The sequence below is a fragment of the Vreelandella titanicae BH1 genome, assembly GCF_000336575.1.
GTDB lineage: Bacteria > Pseudomonadota > Gammaproteobacteria > Pseudomonadales > Halomonadaceae > Vreelandella > Vreelandella titanicae.
Genome location: NZ_AOPO01000012.1, coordinates 39,499 through 53,998, shown reverse-complemented (window position 1 = coordinate 53,998; position 14,500 = coordinate 39,499). Strand labels below are relative to the sequence as shown.

Sequence of the window (14,500 nt, the reverse complement as noted above, 5' to 3'; positions counted from 1 at the left end):
ACGTTTCATCGCATTAGCTCAAAAACGCATTTGCCTAAAGGTCAGGCTCACCCGTGGCTCAACATCTTTCTTGGTTTTAGGCAGGCTATGTAGCCAATTTTTCTGTGTGGTGCCTTTCATAATTAACAGACTGCCGTGCTCTAGATTAAGCGACACGCTCTCCCCTGTTGGCTTATGTTTAAACGAGAATTTCCTTGCGCCGCCTAGGCTCAACGCCCCGATTGATCCACTCTCAACAAGGTCTTTTTCGGCGTCACTGTGCCAGCTCATGCCTTCATCGCCTGAGCTATAAAAATTACCCAGACACGAATTAAACATCTCCCCGCAGTGGCTCTCCACCACCTGCTTAATCTCTCGTAAAAAATCAGGCCATACTAACGCCATCTTTGCATATCCTGAGTATGTATAGGAAACCGGCTTATCCGCATACCAGGCTATTTTCCTCTTTGTAACGATCTCTTTGCCGTAAATAAACGCACGATCATGCTCCCAGGTTAATTCGCTTAGGCACTTATCCAGATACATATCGGCGGTAACTGTATCCAAGACTTTACCGTGGTAGTAAACCTCACCATCCCTTGGAAGCAGATTAATCAACTTCATATCGTCGTTTTCAAACAGATCCATTTTCACCCCTCTAATGCCCGAAGCCGCGGAAAGCGGCGCCAGCCGCCCCGTGGCACGAAGCCAACCCCGACGCCTCAAACCATAAGCCTTCACATTCCGGTTTAAAAACACGTAACAAGAGCAAGAAACGGGTTTTTTCGATGCTATCAAAAGCCAATACTGCATTGCCATGGAGCAAAAAACCAAGAAACACCCTGACCACTCCAGGTAAAAAACTTAAAAAAGCCAACCATCACTTAGCGGCTTGAGGCTAAGAGAAAATCTTGAAAAGGGACATAAAATGAGAGCAATAGACTATATACGACTGCTGTCGCTAGCCGCTATCTGGGGAGCAAGCTTCCTTTTTATGAGAATCGCCTCACCGGCGATAGGCCCAATCAACACAGCATTTTTTAGAGTCTTTTTTGGCCTCATTGGTTTGGCTTTTATCATCGTTATCATACGTAAAAGCCTGGCGTTCAGAGGCAAACTAGGCAAAATTTTGATTTTGGGTGCTATAAATTCAGGCATCCCATTTCTTATGTACAGCATAGCAGCAACACTACTACCTACTGGCTATTCAGCGATTCTAAATGCGACAACGCCTTTAACAGGTGCCATGATTGGCTTTTTTATCTTTAGCGAGAGTTTAACTATAAAAAAATGGCTGGGCGTAACGCTAGGAATTGTTGGCATCACTGTTATCACCACTGTGGGTGACTCAAGTATCGTTGGCAACATCTATATTGGCGTGGCTGCCTGCATGATAGCCACTATTGGTTACGGCTTTGCTGGCTTTCTTACCCGCAAGTGGATAACCCAACAGGGTGGCCTGGATTCAACGCTGGTTGCGTTTGGCAGTCAAATAGGCGCTACCGCTTTTCTCAGCCCTTTTTTGCTTTGGAATATTTCATCTGGCCCCACTATCGACTGGCTTCAAGGTGATGTGTGGATCAGCCTGTTCGCAGTCGGCTTTTTATGCACCTCCCTCGCTTATATCCTTTATTTTAGATTGATTGCCGACATTGGGCCGTTACGGTCACTCACCGTTACATTCTTGGTGCCACCCTTCGCGGTGTTATGGGGCTTTTTAATCCTTGATGAAACGATTTCCAGCGGATTCTTACTTGGCTCTTTGATCGTTTTACTTTCCGTTTGGCTAATCGTGAGTCCCGATTCTCAAAAAAACAGCCTAACGAGCTAGCTTGTTTCACTGCTTTCGCATTCACAACGGTGTGCAAAGGCAATATACAGTGAGACATTGGAAGTGATTGAGCAAAGCCGCATCGCCAGAACATACCGCCAACGCGCTACCCGCGTTATACTGGCGTTTTAGCCATAGCGGAGGAAGACCATGCTTCGGCGTCACTTTTTACGGATTTCGGGTGTACTGCTTGCCAGTGCATGGCTTGCTGGTTGCGCAAGCCCCCAATACTTACAACTCAGCCCTGAACGCAGCGCCCAGGTGCCGCAAGTTGGCTCAGGCCAGCAGGTGACTGTGATTGCCCAGGATGGACGCGAGAGCGACATTATTGGCAATCGAGCAGGCGGCGGCATGTCGACGGCGCATATTACCGTGAGCAGCCACGAGTTAATTCCCCGTCTCCAAGAAGAAGCTGAGCGCGCGGTACGCGATATGGGCTTTAGCCCCACCACCGAGCAGGCCGAAGGCCGCCCGAGCTTAACCCTGGAACTTGCCAGCCTGAACTACGCCCGTGGCGACAGCGGCCAGCCACTGGTAGATGAAGCGCGTCTTGAAGGCGTTTTCCGCGCTATTGCTAAAAACAAGGGCACCACCTATACGGGCACCTACACCTCGCGCCGTACCCAGGGCTACGCCCTTAAGCCCGATGCCGACAGCAACGCACGGATGCTTAGCGATCTACTTAGCGATGGCATGAACCGCGCCTTTAGCGATCCAGAACTGGGCAATTTACTCGCACGCTAAGATTACCCATTATAGAAACACCTCTGACACGGGCTGCGCCTCTTTACTTCTAGAGCCGCGGCCCGCGTCGTTCAAGTGCCCATACGCTTTCCGTTCGGCCACGCTCATCGGGGCTGCCCTGTTCCAGAAACGTCAGTATGAAGTTGGGGGTGAACAGGCTTTCGATTTCGCTGTTGGGCACGCTATAAGGCGGCCCAGCACTGCCCTCAGGATGCGACAAACTAATCAGCAACCCCTTGGCACCAGGCGGCACCAACTGAGCGAGGTGAAACGCATAGCGCTGCCTTGTTGCAGGTGGCAACGCTATCAGCGAGGCGCGATCATAAAACGCCCCGATCTCAGCGGCTTGCTGGATATGCAGGTGAAAAAAGTCCCCGCACCATAGCTCCACGCTGCCTTGGCGGGAAATCGTAAAATCTGCCTGACGGTAGCGGGATACCGAGGTGCTGCGCTGAGCCAAAAACTGCTCAATGGCTTCCGGGGCAAACTCAATTCCCAGAACGGGATAACCCTCGTCTGCCAACCAGCGCATATCAAGACTTTTACCGCACAGCGGCACCAATACCTTGGTGCCTTTAGCAACGCCGAGCGACGCCCAATGACGCAGCAACGCCGGGTGCGCCTGCTGCAGGTGAAAGCCAATACGCCCTTCTTGCCAGCGCTTGCGCCATTGATCGCTCATTATTTGGCCACCGTGAAGTCGATTGCACTATCGAAGAGGAGGCTTATCGCACCGTTAAAACCAGCGGTCACGCTTTTTACGCCGCCGCGGTAGGTGCGGCACAATCAGGCCCACCAACAAACCTGCGCCAGCCACACCGCCGCCATACATGAAGTAACGCATCAGCAGGTCTTCTTCCTGGGTTTCCAGCCGCGCTTGGAGCGCCCTAACTTGCCGGCGGGACTGCTCCGCTTGCGCATCCAGCTCTTGGTTGCTGGCCTCAAGCTCGGCAATGCGACTCTCACGCAACTCTAGAGTCTCAGTCATTGAGGCCGTACGCTGTTCCCAGGTTTCATTGATACCCTCAAGCTCGGCGGTGAGTTCCTCTACCTGGGCTTCTAACGCAGGTAGCTGTTCAACCGCACTGGGTGTTTCTTGAAGCTCATTGCTCAACACCCAGACCGCATTGCCATCACTGTTGCGCACTCGGGTGTAGTCACCGCTGGTTTCCAGCACCTCTACCTGCTCGCCTGCGTTGAGCGTGCCAATAATGCGGTAACCATCAGTTGGGCCGCTGCGCACATAGGTGCTCAGTTCATCGGTCACCCATGCTTGGTTAGCAGATTGGGCAGTGGCATTGAGGCTGGTAACACTGAGTAAAATGCCAGCCGCAGCGGCGTAATTTCGATAACGAGTTCTATTTACTAGCATGACATCATGTCCTGATTAAAAACGCTGCAAGGCGGACGAAGCCAACAGCGCTTATCGCCTAACTTAGCGGTGCGCTTGTCTCATACGCTTACCCTTCTCCGCGCGGGGGCAACGGAAAGGGACGGGGGAACTCCGCTACCCGAGTATCGGTTTTGACCGCTTTCAATGGTCCTTCGCGCTCTACTTCATCAATGCGCACAATCGCATTTAACGGTAGGTAGCTACGCTTGACGCCATCAAAGGTTCGTTGCAATTTTTCAGTTGCAGGGTCAACCACTACCCGTGAAGCATCGTCAAAGACAAACTCCTCGACTTCAATAAAGCCCCAGAGTTCGCTTTGAAAGATTTCTCGGACGTATAAATCCCAAATTTCACCCTGCTGGTGGACCACCACACGGTAGATCGGCTTGGCCGCCATCTTGGCCTAATCCTCTTGCCATTCGTACATTAAAAGTTGAACCGCCTAGCTTACCATATTCCCATCGCCGCGCCTTTAGGCTTAACCCTTAGCAAGCTTAGCGTTAATACGACGGACAAAGCGCTCATTAGCCGGGCATGCGCCTCTCATGTATGGTAGCTAGCGTGGTTTAGCAATAATATTTTTTCACCAAGTAGGAGTCATCAACATGCAGAAGGATCCAAATAAGGGCTATATCGCTCTGTTAGGCTGGAGCCTCAATGCGATTGAAGCGGCCGAAAATTTTGACCGTCGCTACATTGTCGTTGCACCTGATTGGGCGGAAGAGTATTGCCAAAAACACGACATTCCCTACGTGCCTTGGAATTTCGAGCGACTCAATGACCGCTCAATGGAAATTGCCGAGACGCTTAAAGAGAAAGGCGTCGATGTCGCCATTCCGCTCTACGAAGAGACCGTTGAATGGGCCGGGGCCATCAACTCTGTGCTACTGGATAACCCGCGCCTTTACGGTCAGTCGTTGCTGCTACGCGATAAAGCGTTGATGAAGCGTCGCGCCCAACTCGGCGGCATCCGTGTGGGTATTTTTGAAGAAGCCCACGATAAAGAAGATGTCGTGCGCTTCCTAAAGCGCGTTAACCAGACACTGCTTAAGCTGGACGGCGACCCCAACGACCCGATTCACCTTAAAGCGTTTGATAAAGCAGGCTGTCTTGGTCATCGCGTTATTCGTACCCCAGATGAAGTCGATACCATCCCGGAAGAAGAGTTCCCGGTACTGATGGAATCGCACCTGGATGGCTGGGAATTTGCCGTTGAAGCATGGGTTCACGATGGCAAAATCGCTTTCTTGAACATCTCAGAGTACGTGACGCTGGGTTACTCAGTGTTTGTGCCCGCATCGCCTGAACTTGAGATTTACCGCGAGCAGATCACCCAACAGATCGAGAAGTTAATTAAAGCGTTCGACATTGAGTTTGGCTTGATCCATCCGGAATACTTTGTCACCAGCGATGGTGAGATGTACTTTGGCGAAGTAGCTTACCGTCCGCCCGGCTTCAAGGTATTCGAGCTGCTAGAGCGTGTTTACGGCTTCAATGCTTACCAGGCTTCCATGCTGGTGTTCGACCCGAAAACCACGAAAGAAGAAGTGGCCACGTTCTTTCCGAAAGAAGTGGTCGATGCCGATGGCTTTGCCGGTTGCTTTGGCGTTTACCCCCGCCGTCGTGTGGTCAGCCGCTTGGAAATTCCCGAAGAGACCGAAGATCACCCCTACTTCGAGTCTCATGAGCTAACCTCACCAGTAGAAGAAACCGTTACTAAACGCACCGCGTTTGGTACCCATTGGGGTCTGGTCTACTTCAAAGGCGAGGATGCGCATACGATTCGCGATCTGCTAAAACGCCAAGAAGACCTCGACTTCTATGTATAATCCCCGCTAACGCTGGGATAAGGAGTCACCGTGGAGACAGATCAAGTGACGTCTTCTCAAGAAGATAGCAAGCTCAATGGATTGTTGAGCAAATTTGATGACGCCGTTCGCCTGCTTACCCAGGCGCCCGCCTTCTCAAAACCCGCCAAGCTGCCGCGTGTGATGGACACTGCGCGTCGAGTACTGCTTCAGGACGGCGGTTGTGCAGCACTGGAGACCCGCGCGCAAGCGTTTGAGGACTCCGGTGTATTTTTGGGCTCCGATTGGGAAACACCCCAATATTTGGTGCCGACTCTGACAACCTTCTCGCTGAAAAGCGCGGATGCCAATGTTGTCGTCATTGAGGCGCTAAGCGAGCTTCGGCTCCTAGCTGTGGCTAAAGGCAATTTTGAGCATCCACTGGTGTCCGCAGAGCATGCTCACCATTACCTGACTCAGGTAATGGCGATCAATTTGTGGCTACTGTTTTTACCGCCCAGCGAAGCGGAGCGGGAAACCCAGGGGCGCCTGGCCACTATTCCCCGCCAGCTTTTCCAGCATTTAGCCGAGCGCATCGGCTACGAGCACATTGTTGATCGCCTGATCGATGAGATTTGGCGCATTTTAAAACAGCGCCCTATTCAGGTTGATTCGATCAAACAGATGATCACCCAAATTGCGCTGTGTCAGGCCAACCCGGAAATTGATCTTGGCGCCAGCGGCCAGGGCGCCGACCGCCTGGTGAGTTCGCTTTATGGCCCAACTCAAGCCTGTCGTGAAGACCCTGGGGTCGACGTTTACCGTGATCGGTTAGAACGTATGGATCAGGCTGCTTTGCAGGCTGAATCCACCGGTTTCGCCCGGGCGATGCACGACACCGGCCTGGTATCGCCATATCACGCCGTATTACTGCGTCATCTACTCGAAGAGGGGGATCACTTACTCTCCGAAGCACTGGGCCTTTCATCTACCGGCCGCGACTGCCTGCTCTGCTACCGCGAGCTTGTTCAAGCGCTAATTCGTGGCGGCGTTTACCCTGCTACCGCTCAAGCGGTTTACGGCCTGGCGCTGATGCTTGAACGCGGCATTCTCTATCAGCCGCCGGTAGCACCGGCAATGTGGCGTCAGCTTAATCTACCGCTATCAGAGTGGGCACAGTCGCGACTCTCCATGGCCTATGGCGACACTGTTTCTCCCCGGGCACGCTTGATAGAGGGCGTACTCTGCATGCTGGGATTACCGCTAGGCGTTGGTCAGGGCAACAACCCTACCTGCCAGTCGGCACGGGCACTCTCCATGTGGGCCTATAACGACCCAGATTACCTGCTGCAGATGGTGGCCTGGGCTGCCCGGGATGACGAAATCATTATGCATTTTGAAGGACAAGCCATTTCATCAATGGCGAGTCTCTCAGGTGTGGCGACCCAGTTACCCATCGATCTCGACCCGGTTTCGCTGATTGTCGTGCCGCACTTGGATCGAATTTATGCCGAAATGGGCCGGCGCTGCATTGGCCGTGAAGGTGACCCTCACCGCTGGGTGAATCCTGAATTTCACGGCTGGTGGTCTGGCCGCGGCTTTCGCATCAATGTCGACGTTGCCACCGGTCAACTAAGCGATGTGGACGACTTTATACGCCACTTCTTCGCTTACTATCACCCTTATTACAATGGCAACCAGCCGCTGATTCACCCTCAGCCAGCGGGCATTGCGGTCACCGATAGCGCGGCGCGTTTTATCGGCTGGCACGCGATTACTATTTTGCGGGCCTCTCTCGACCCCTCTGATGTTATGCGGGTTTACTTCTATAATCCCAACAATGATAGCGGGCAGGATTGGGGCGATGGCGTCATTGTGAGTACATCGGGCAATGGTGAACGTTTTGGCGAAGCCTCGCTGCCTTTTGAGCGCTTTGCATCGCGGCTGTATATTTACCACTATGATCCCCTGGAGCGCGTTGACATCGCCGACGTCACCAGCGAAGAGGTGGAAAATGTCAGACACTTCCTGCATCGGAGCTGGGGAGCCTCGCGCCTTCCACCTACCGAGCTACAGGCGGATCAAGGCTCCAACTCAACCCTCCCCCATTCACCGCTACCCGAAACGCCTCGCGACGAAGGGTAACAAGTACGCTTAGCGACACTTTCAATCACTATGATGCGACTCGATCAATTGTTGGTCATCCAGGGGCTGGCCAACTCGCGTACCCGCGCCCAAAGGCTTATTCGGCACGGGCGGATACGGCTTGCCGAGAACGGTAAGCCGTTAACCAAAGCATCCGAAAAATGGCCCGACGATACCCGGTTTGAAGTAGAGGACGATCCCGAAGAGCGCTATGTGTCCCGAGCAGGGTTGAAATTAGAGGCGGTGCTCACAGCGCTTGAGCTGCGTTTTGATGACGCTGTTGTGCTCGACATTGGTCAATCAACCGGCGGCTTCAGCGACTGTGCGCTGCACTTTGGCGCCCACCATGTGATTGGTGTAGAGGTTGGCCACGGACAGCTTGCACCTGAGTTGCGTGGCGACCCACGCGTCACCTGTCTGGAGGGGATAAATGCGCGCTCGATGAGTAGTAGCGAAGCCCTCAATAGCGCGCTTGCTGCTTTCCCAATTGATAGCGCCATCATGGATGTGTCGTTTATATCGCAAACGCTGATTCTGCCCGAGATTGCTGCCCTGCTGCCAGCGGGCGGTCAGTTGATTTCGCTGGTGAAACCGCAGTTTGAGCTAAGCCCTGGCGCCCTGGATAAACGTGGCGTGGTACGCGACGCTAAACGCTTTGCAGAAGTGGAGGCCAACATTCGTCGCAGTTGCGACGCCTGCGGACTTACCATTCAACATTGGCAGGAGAGCCCGATCACTGGTGGCGACGGCAACCGAGAATTTCTCCTGCATGCAGTAAAAGAGCCTTAAAAAAGAGAGCTTAAAGTGCATTACGTAGACGCAGGGGGCAACTGATTCGCCGACTGCACTTTAACCTCCTCGCCTTGCTCAGGGTGTAGCCACACATCCATCTGCTCAAACGCCACGCGTATACCCGCTTCGCGAAACAGCGCATCTATACGGCAGTTGATTTCATCGGCAGCAAACAGCCGGTCGAGCAGATCATTGACGAAAATACGCAGTTCAAAATTGAGGCTGTGCTGTCCATAGCTTAAACAGAAAACCTGAGGCTCTGGGTCGGTTAGCACGCGGGGGTTTTCGTCCGCCACCTTACGTAATAGCTGGTGCACCTTGGCCATATCGGAGCCGTGGGCCACACCGTAGGTGAGCACAACACGGGTGATATTATCCGACAATGACCAGTTGATCAGTTGGTCAGTCACAAAGGTTTTATTGGGGATAATAATCTCTTTACGGTCGAAATCGGTGACAGTGGTCGCACGGATACGGATACGGCTGACGGTGCCGTGCAAATTTCCCAGGGTAATCGTATCGCCAATCCTAATCGGGCGCTCAAACAGGATGATCAAGCCCGATATAAAGTTGGCAAAAATTTCCTGCAAGCCAAACCCCAACCCCACACTCAAGGCGGCCACCAGCCACTGCAGTTTGTCCCAGGAAACGCCCAGGGTCGACAGCCCCATGACAACCCCCGTACCCACAATGATGTAGGAGAGCAGCGAGCTAATGGCATAGGCGCTGCCCTGTTTCAATGACAGCCGGGATAGCACCATCACTTCTAACAGGCCGGGTAGATTGCCTGCCATGATAAAGGTAATAGCGACAATCAGCAGTGCAGCAAAGACGTCGGATATCGATAGAGCGTTATCGACCAGATCCCCTTCTTGCGCCTCCCACAATGACACGTTGTCCAAATAGCCGAGCACCGAGAGCAAGTCTGACCAGACCAAATAAAGCAGCGCACTGAAGCCGATCAAGACAATCAACTTGGAAAGCCGCAGCGACTGGCTATTGATCTGCTCCATATCCAGCGGCGGCTCTTCCACGACTTCGAGACCACCTTCCGCCCCTTCCTGCACCTGAGCACGACGGCGCGCCAGAGCACGGCGATAGGCAAGCCGCCTTGCAGCCACCGCAAGGCTTCTTACCAAGGTCGCCTCCACCACAACCCATAACCCCAGCAAGTAAAGCGTGATCGCGAATCGCCCCACTAGGTGCAACGCGGTGTATTCGTAGCCCCAAACTACCAATCCCAACAGCATCAGCGGCACCGAGGCCATCGCAAGCCCCAACAGCAAGCGAAACAGGCGCACGCCAAAAATAGGGATATGCGCCAGTATCAACTGCGCCAGCCACCAGCTCATCGCCAACAACCCAAGCGACAGCAACCCCAACGCAACGGGACGCAGTGCCAGCGGGGTTTCCATCTCTCCAGACATCGCCGCAATGGCTATGACAGGCACCAAGGAAATGCCTAACCCACCTAACAGCTGGCGTAACCGAGCGTTGTAGTGCGCAGACCAGGTAAAGTGGCGCTCGGCCACGCCATCGGCGACCAATAGCCTGCGGCCCCAGGCGACCACCGCCCAACTTAACGCCAACTGAAGCAGCGCAGGGGCAACGCTATTAGCCAATGGCCCAGTTGCTCCCAAGAGCCCAACCCCAACCCCGGCCAAGGCCAGCGGGCCGGAGAGCGCTAGCAGCGCATTCAGCAGCACCGCTTTGGGGGTATGCAGCTGGGTATCGCTTTTTAACCGACCAATCTGCGAGTGCAGTTTGTCCAATCGGGCTTTAATCTGGCGTCGTGACCCGATTAATACCAGGCTTAATACCATCAGGGGCGCCCCTCTGAGCACCTCCCAAGAGAGCCCTTTCCAGCGAGTGGGTAAAATGGCTCGCCACTCCCCTTCCTGCCACTCCAGCTGGAGGTTGCGGGGCAATTGACGCAGCCAATTGATATCTAAAGGGCGACTATTAGCAACCCAAAACAGCTGCTCATCAATGGTTTTACGCAGCTCACTGGTCGTTGTGACCAGCTGCTGCTGGTTGAGCTGAAGCTCAATCGCCGCACTTAATAAGCTGCCGTAAGACTGTTCCAACTGCTCGACCAGCTCACGGCGGGATTGATAAAGCTGCGAAAGGGAATCGATCAGTCCCGGCGTCGCCTCTATGCCCTCCTCGGACAGCCGCGTAGCAGCATACTGTTCGCTTTGGCGTAGCTGATCGCGCTGGCGGACTAAATCAAACTGCTTTAAGCGCAGGTCGGCAATTTCGTCCTGCAAATCCCGGGGCGCAGACAACGGAGGCAGCGACTTGCGCTGTTCGCGCAGAATTCGCGACAGCAGTTGACTGCCGCGAATAGCCTCGATTTGCTCATTAAGGCTACGCTGTAGCTGACGCACGTTCTCCAACTGCCGCTGGGCTTCAATATTGTCACGCACAACAGTATTAGCACGGTCGGTTGCCCGTAGCAGCTCCAGACTTAGGGTCTGGTTGGTTTGCTGCGCTTGCACCACCACCGGATGTCCCGCGGCGATCAGCGGGTTATCCCTGGCAGCGTCGGCAATGGCTTGTTCAGAGGCCAACCGACGCTGCCGATCAATCACCCCTTGTAACATCGTTAGCTGCTGCTCTTGATAATCGACCTGCAGCATCAGCACATCGCGCCGCTCCTGAGCTAATTCGCGCAGGCGGCTGTTAGCGCTTAGCTCGCGCTGATAAAAGCTTACTTCGCGTTCGGCCAGCGCCCGTTCAAGGCGTAATTGGATCAGTTGCGCATCGCTAAGGGCAGAAAGTTGACGATCCGCCAGCAAAGCCTCGCGCTCATCGTGCTGTCGGCGTAAACTTTCCGCGCGCTGAAGGGTTTCCGCAATGGATTGCTGGGCCCGCTCAGGGAGTGTTTGAGCGGCTAACAGTTGCGAGTTCACTTCCGCCAATTGGCTTTGCAACTGCTGCAGCTCGACCACGGCGTTAGTTTGCAACGTTTCCAGCTCGTCGAGGGGGCGGTCGCTCAAGTCGGCAACCGTTAGCTGCTGCGAAGCTTCTTCCGCTTCGCTCAACTCGCGCTGCAGGCGTGCTAACATTTCAGGGGCTTGTTCTACCCGGGTATCTAGCGCGGCAAGACGCTCGTCAACAGAAGCCAGCCGCTCATAAGCTTCGAGGGCCGCTTCCAGGGCCTCTTTATCGTTGGCCTGCTGGGCGGTCAAGGGTTCTTCAAGGGCTTCTAACTGAGCAAGCCTTGATGCCAATTCAGCCTGCTCGGGCACCCGCTCCAGCATATTGGTCTGAAGCGCAGCGTAGGCTGGATTAATAGCGACACTGCTCATGACAAGCAGCAGCAACAAACAGGTTATACTCCACTTACAGGCGCATCTCACCACGTTACGTATCAACACGTTACTTAGAGCCTCGCTGACATCAAATGCTCCGCAGAGACGGAGAATGAGGTTATTGTCAGGCGTTCTGATGGTCAGCGCAATCAGAGGTGTTGACTTCCACAGGCGGCGTGATAGAAACAAGCTTGGCGTTTACTTATTCCTTCATTTTGCGAGTCACCTTGATGGTCACCCGAAAATTGCCGTTGACGAAACTTATTGTTCTGCTGAGCCTTGCTACGTTTAGTGTGAATGCCGTTGCCGAGTCTCAGCAAGAGATTGAGGCGCGTATTCGTGCCCTCAATGCTGAACTGTATGATCTGCATCAACAGTTGCAGCAGATAGAAAATCCCGAAGACGCCGCGCTAGACATACCGTTTGAACAGTTGCCTGAAGAGGCTGCAAGGGAAGATTTAAGCGATCGCCGTGAACTTGAGCAGGAATCAACCCGGAATCCGTTTTCAATCACCACCCACCGCACCAACTATCTGTTCCCTGTTAGTTACAATGCTAACCAAAATCGTGAAAGTTTCCGCACGGTGGCTAACGGCACCCCCGCAGATCGCGTGGAGTTAAAATTCCAGTTCAGTGCCAAGGTTAATCTGGCTGAACAGGTATTCGGTAACTACGGCGACGTCTACTTTGGCTACACCCAGCGCAGTTGGTGGCAGGCTTATAATACCGACGCCTCATCACCCTTTAGGGAAACCAACTACGAGCCGGAAGTGTTTATCGACTTTGACAATGCCTGGGAAGCGCTTGGCTGGGTGAATACCCGCAACCGAGTATCTCTCAATCACCAGTCTAATGGTCGCTCAGATCCTCTCTCGCGCAGTTGGAACCGGGTATACCTTGAAAGCACCTTCCAGCGCGGCGACTGGGCGTTCACCCTGGCACCCCACTGGCGGGTACCGGAATCCTCAGAGGATGACGACAACCCGGATATCGAACGCTACATGGGATACGGCGATATTCGCCTCGCCAAGCGTCTCAATAATAACCATGAAGTGAGCGGTCAGTTACGCGGCAATCCCAGCGCTGGCAATATCGGCACCCAGATTGATTACAGCTGGCCCGCTTTCAACAGCTTGCGAGCGCATGTACAGTACTACTATGGATATGGTGAAAGCATGATCGATTATGATCATCGCGTGCACCGCTTGAGCCTTGGGTTTAGTTTAAATCCCTTATTTAGTGCGACAGGGCTGAACCGATAGACGCATTTGCTTGTCTGTTGCTAGCTGACTGCTATGCTTGTAGTCAGCAGCAAAAATACAGTAACTAATAGTTAGTAGCCCAATCATTCACTCGTCAAAGGAAGACTCCATGGCTAAACGTCAACCCACCTACTCTACTCAAGCCGATCAACTCAAAGATGATCTGCGCCACTTGAGTGAAACCGTTGAAGAGCTGGTCAATGCGACCGCTAAAGATGCCAGCGGAGAGATGAACGATCTACGTACTCGCGCCGAACGTCGTTTGAAAGACACTCGTGCACGTCTTGAAGCGCGTGGCGAGCGTATTTATGACGAAACCCGCGACTCGCTGACTCATCAGGCCGATGCGTGTGATCGCTACGTCCATGAAAACCCCTGGACAAGTATTGGCATTGGTGCCGCAGTAGGTATGGTTGTGGGTATGCTGCTCGGTCGTCGCTAATGGCTTTGGGCCCCACCCAACGCGTCTTCTCTGCCGCCAAACGCTTGCTGAAATCGCTGATTGCGAATAGCGAAACCCGCCTGCGTTTGGCGGTGTTTGAGTTAGAAGAGGAGCGTGCTCGCTTACTGGTTCTACTTCTTCTGGCAGGAGCTAGCTTACTGCTGCTCTTGTTGGGTATTGCCACTTTGACGGCACTGGTAGTGGTTATATTCTGGGATACCTATCGCTTAACCGCCATTGCCATCAGTGCAGGTGTGCTGATCGGCGCCAGTTTGCTACTCGCGGTTATTGCGATTCGCCAGTCCAAGCAACACTCTCTGTTAAAAGAAACACTCAAACAGCTTGCTGCTGATCGAGCACTGCTTGAGGAGCCAAGTGATGAAACCATCCGCAGACACCGCTAAGCCACCAACCAAACCGCTCAGCCGCGCTGAACGCAAAGCGCTTTTGTTAGCCGAGCTAGAGCAGCAGCGCGTGGATATTTTGGTCGATAGCGAATTTTTACAGCAAGCCGCCTCACCACTGGATAGAAACTGGCAAAGCTTCAAGCTGCCGCTTTACGCCATTGGCGGCTTTGCTGCATTCAAGCTGATGCGCCACCCAGGTGGAGCAATGGCGGCAGGCAGAAAAGTCCTTGCGGGCTATATGCTACTCAAAAAACTTAAATTATTAGCCAAAGTGGCTAGTTAATTTGGACGACTGTGCGGCTCGCTGACTGTACCTTAGAAGCCAGCGAGCGGAGATTAGCCAAACATCGTTTAAGGCGGCCACTCAGTGAAAAATTCTGGCCTGTCGGCCAACTTAATTT

General features: G+C 53.5%; 14 protein-coding genes. 9 read left to right on the top strand and 5 right to left on the bottom strand.

Annotated features, from left to right (window positions below):
• Positions 1-18: 18 nt before the first annotated feature.
• Positions 19-627, bottom strand: a complete 609-nt coding sequence (locus tag HALTITAN_RS18350; RefSeq protein ID WP_022522800.1) for an alpha-ketoglutarate-dependent dioxygenase AlkB family protein — start codon at positions 625-627, stop codon at positions 19-21.
• 280 nt (positions 628-907) lie between these two features.
• Here HALTITAN_RS18350 and HALTITAN_RS18340 point away from each other — a divergent pair, with 280 nt between their 5' ends.
• Positions 908-1,810, top strand: coding sequence for a DMT family transporter (locus HALTITAN_RS18340; protein WP_039860086.1), 903 nt, complete (start codon positions 908-910; stop codon positions 1,808-1,810).
• Between the two features lie 150 nt (positions 1,811-1,960).
• Positions 1,961-2,554 (top strand): YajG family lipoprotein, encoded by a 594-nt coding sequence (locus HALTITAN_RS18335; RefSeq protein WP_009287978.1) that lies wholly within the window; start codon positions 1,961-1,963, stop codon positions 2,552-2,554.
• Positions 2,555-2,603: 49 nt separating this feature from the next.
• Here the strand turns inward: HALTITAN_RS18335 and HALTITAN_RS18330 are convergent, their stop codons facing one another.
• The 3 genes from HALTITAN_RS18330 to HALTITAN_RS18320 form a co-directional block, all read right to left on the bottom strand.
• Positions 2,604-3,236, bottom strand: a complete 633-nt coding sequence (locus HALTITAN_RS18330; protein ID WP_009287977.1) for a class I SAM-dependent methyltransferase — start codon at positions 3,234-3,236, stop codon at positions 2,604-2,606.
• Between the two features lie 54 nt (positions 3,237-3,290).
• Entirely contained in the window at positions 3,291-3,926 is a 636-nt protein-coding gene (locus HALTITAN_RS18325; protein ID WP_009287976.1) for a TIGR04211 family SH3 domain-containing protein, read from the bottom strand.
• Between the two features lie 88 nt (positions 3,927-4,014).
• Entirely contained in the window at positions 4,015-4,344 is a 330-nt protein-coding gene (locus HALTITAN_RS18320) for a DUF1820 family protein (RefSeq protein WP_022522794.1), read from the bottom strand.
• 208 nt (positions 4,345-4,552) lie between these two features.
• Between HALTITAN_RS18320 and HALTITAN_RS18315 the strand changes: the two genes are divergently transcribed.
• The 3 genes from HALTITAN_RS18315 to HALTITAN_RS18305 are packed head-to-tail and all read left to right on the top strand — an operon-like array spanning position 4,553 to position 8,668.
• A complete protein-coding gene (locus tag HALTITAN_RS18315; protein WP_009287975.1) occupies positions 4,553-5,776 on the top strand; it encodes an ATP-grasp domain-containing protein in 1,224 nt (407 codons plus the stop codon).
• Between the two features lie 30 nt (positions 5,777-5,806).
• Positions 5,807-7,879, top strand: a complete 2,073-nt coding sequence (locus HALTITAN_RS18310) for a hypothetical protein (RefSeq protein WP_009287974.1) — start codon at positions 5,807-5,809, stop codon at positions 7,877-7,879.
• 30 nt (positions 7,880-7,909) lie between these two features.
• Positions 7,910-8,668 carry a TlyA family RNA methyltransferase gene (locus tag HALTITAN_RS18305; RefSeq protein ID WP_009287973.1) on the top strand — a complete coding sequence of 253 codons (759 nt, stop codon included), beginning with the start codon at positions 7,910-7,912 and terminating at the stop codon, positions 8,666-8,668.
• A gap of 20 nt (positions 8,669-8,688) precedes the next feature.
• On the opposite strand, the gene mscK is transcribed toward HALTITAN_RS18305, so the two are convergent.
• Positions 8,689-12,003, bottom strand: coding sequence for a mechanosensitive channel MscK (gene mscK, locus HALTITAN_RS18300; protein WP_400672854.1), 3,315 nt, complete (start codon positions 12,001-12,003; stop codon positions 8,689-8,691).
• Between the two features lie 215 nt (positions 12,004-12,218).
• Here mscK and HALTITAN_RS18295 point away from each other — a divergent pair, with 215 nt between their 5' ends.
• From HALTITAN_RS18295 to HALTITAN_RS18280, 4 genes are all read left to right on the top strand, one after another.
• On the top strand, positions 12,219-13,250 hold the full coding sequence (locus HALTITAN_RS18295) for a phospholipase A (RefSeq protein ID WP_022522790.1): 1,032 nt from the start codon (positions 12,219-12,221) through the stop codon (positions 13,248-13,250).
• Positions 13,251-13,359: 109 nt separating this feature from the next.
• On the top strand, positions 13,360-13,692 hold the full coding sequence (locus tag HALTITAN_RS18290; protein WP_022522789.1) for an ElaB/YgaM/YqjD family protein: 333 nt from the start codon (positions 13,360-13,362) through the stop codon (positions 13,690-13,692).
• A complete protein-coding gene (locus HALTITAN_RS18285) occupies positions 13,692-14,096 on the top strand; it encodes a phage holin family protein (RefSeq protein ID WP_022522788.1) in 405 nt (134 codons plus the stop codon). Before HALTITAN_RS18290 ends, HALTITAN_RS18285 begins: the two co-directional genes overlap by 1 nt.
• Positions 14,071-14,382 carry a YqjK-like family protein gene (locus tag HALTITAN_RS18280; RefSeq protein ID WP_022522787.1) on the top strand — a complete coding sequence of 104 codons (312 nt, stop codon included), beginning with the start codon at positions 14,071-14,073 and terminating at the stop codon, positions 14,380-14,382. Before HALTITAN_RS18285 ends, HALTITAN_RS18280 begins: the two co-directional genes overlap by 26 nt.
• Positions 14,383-14,500 lie beyond the last annotated feature (118 nt).

Coding starts and splice junctions, on each gene's coding strand:
- HALTITAN_RS18335 (WP_009287978.1), top strand. CDS start 1,961: ATGCTTCGGCGTCACTTTTTACGGATTTCGGGTGTACTGCTTGCCAGT.
- HALTITAN_RS18315 (WP_009287975.1), top strand. CDS start 4,553: ATGCAGAAGGATCCAAATAAGGGCTATATCGCTCTGTTAGGCTGGAGC.
- HALTITAN_RS18330 (WP_009287977.1), bottom strand. CDS start 3,236: ATGAGCGATCAATGGCGCAAGCGCTGGCAAGAAGGGCGTATTGGCTTT.
- HALTITAN_RS18305 (WP_009287973.1), top strand. CDS start 7,910: ATGATGCGACTCGATCAATTGTTGGTCATCCAGGGGCTGGCCAACTCG.
- HALTITAN_RS18280 (WP_022522787.1), top strand. CDS start 14,071: ATGAAACCATCCGCAGACACCGCTAAGCCACCAACCAAACCGCTCAGC.
- HALTITAN_RS18285 (WP_022522788.1), top strand. CDS start 13,692: ATGGCTTTGGGCCCCACCCAACGCGTCTTCTCTGCCGCCAAACGCTTG.
- HALTITAN_RS18295 (WP_022522790.1), top strand. CDS start 12,219: ATGGTCACCCGAAAATTGCCGTTGACGAAACTTATTGTTCTGCTGAGC.
- HALTITAN_RS18320 (WP_022522794.1), bottom strand. CDS start 4,344: ATGGCGGCCAAGCCGATCTACCGTGTGGTGGTCCACCAGCAGGGTGAA.
- HALTITAN_RS18340 (WP_039860086.1), top strand. CDS start 908: ATGAGAGCAATAGACTATATACGACTGCTGTCGCTAGCCGCTATCTGG.
- HALTITAN_RS18350 (WP_022522800.1), bottom strand. CDS start 627: ATGGATCTGTTTGAAAACGACGATATGAAGTTGATTAATCTGCTTCCA.
- HALTITAN_RS18290 (WP_022522789.1), top strand. CDS start 13,360: ATGGCTAAACGTCAACCCACCTACTCTACTCAAGCCGATCAACTCAAA.
- HALTITAN_RS18325 (WP_009287976.1), bottom strand. CDS start 3,926: ATGCTAGTAAATAGAACTCGTTATCGAAATTACGCCGCTGCGGCTGGC.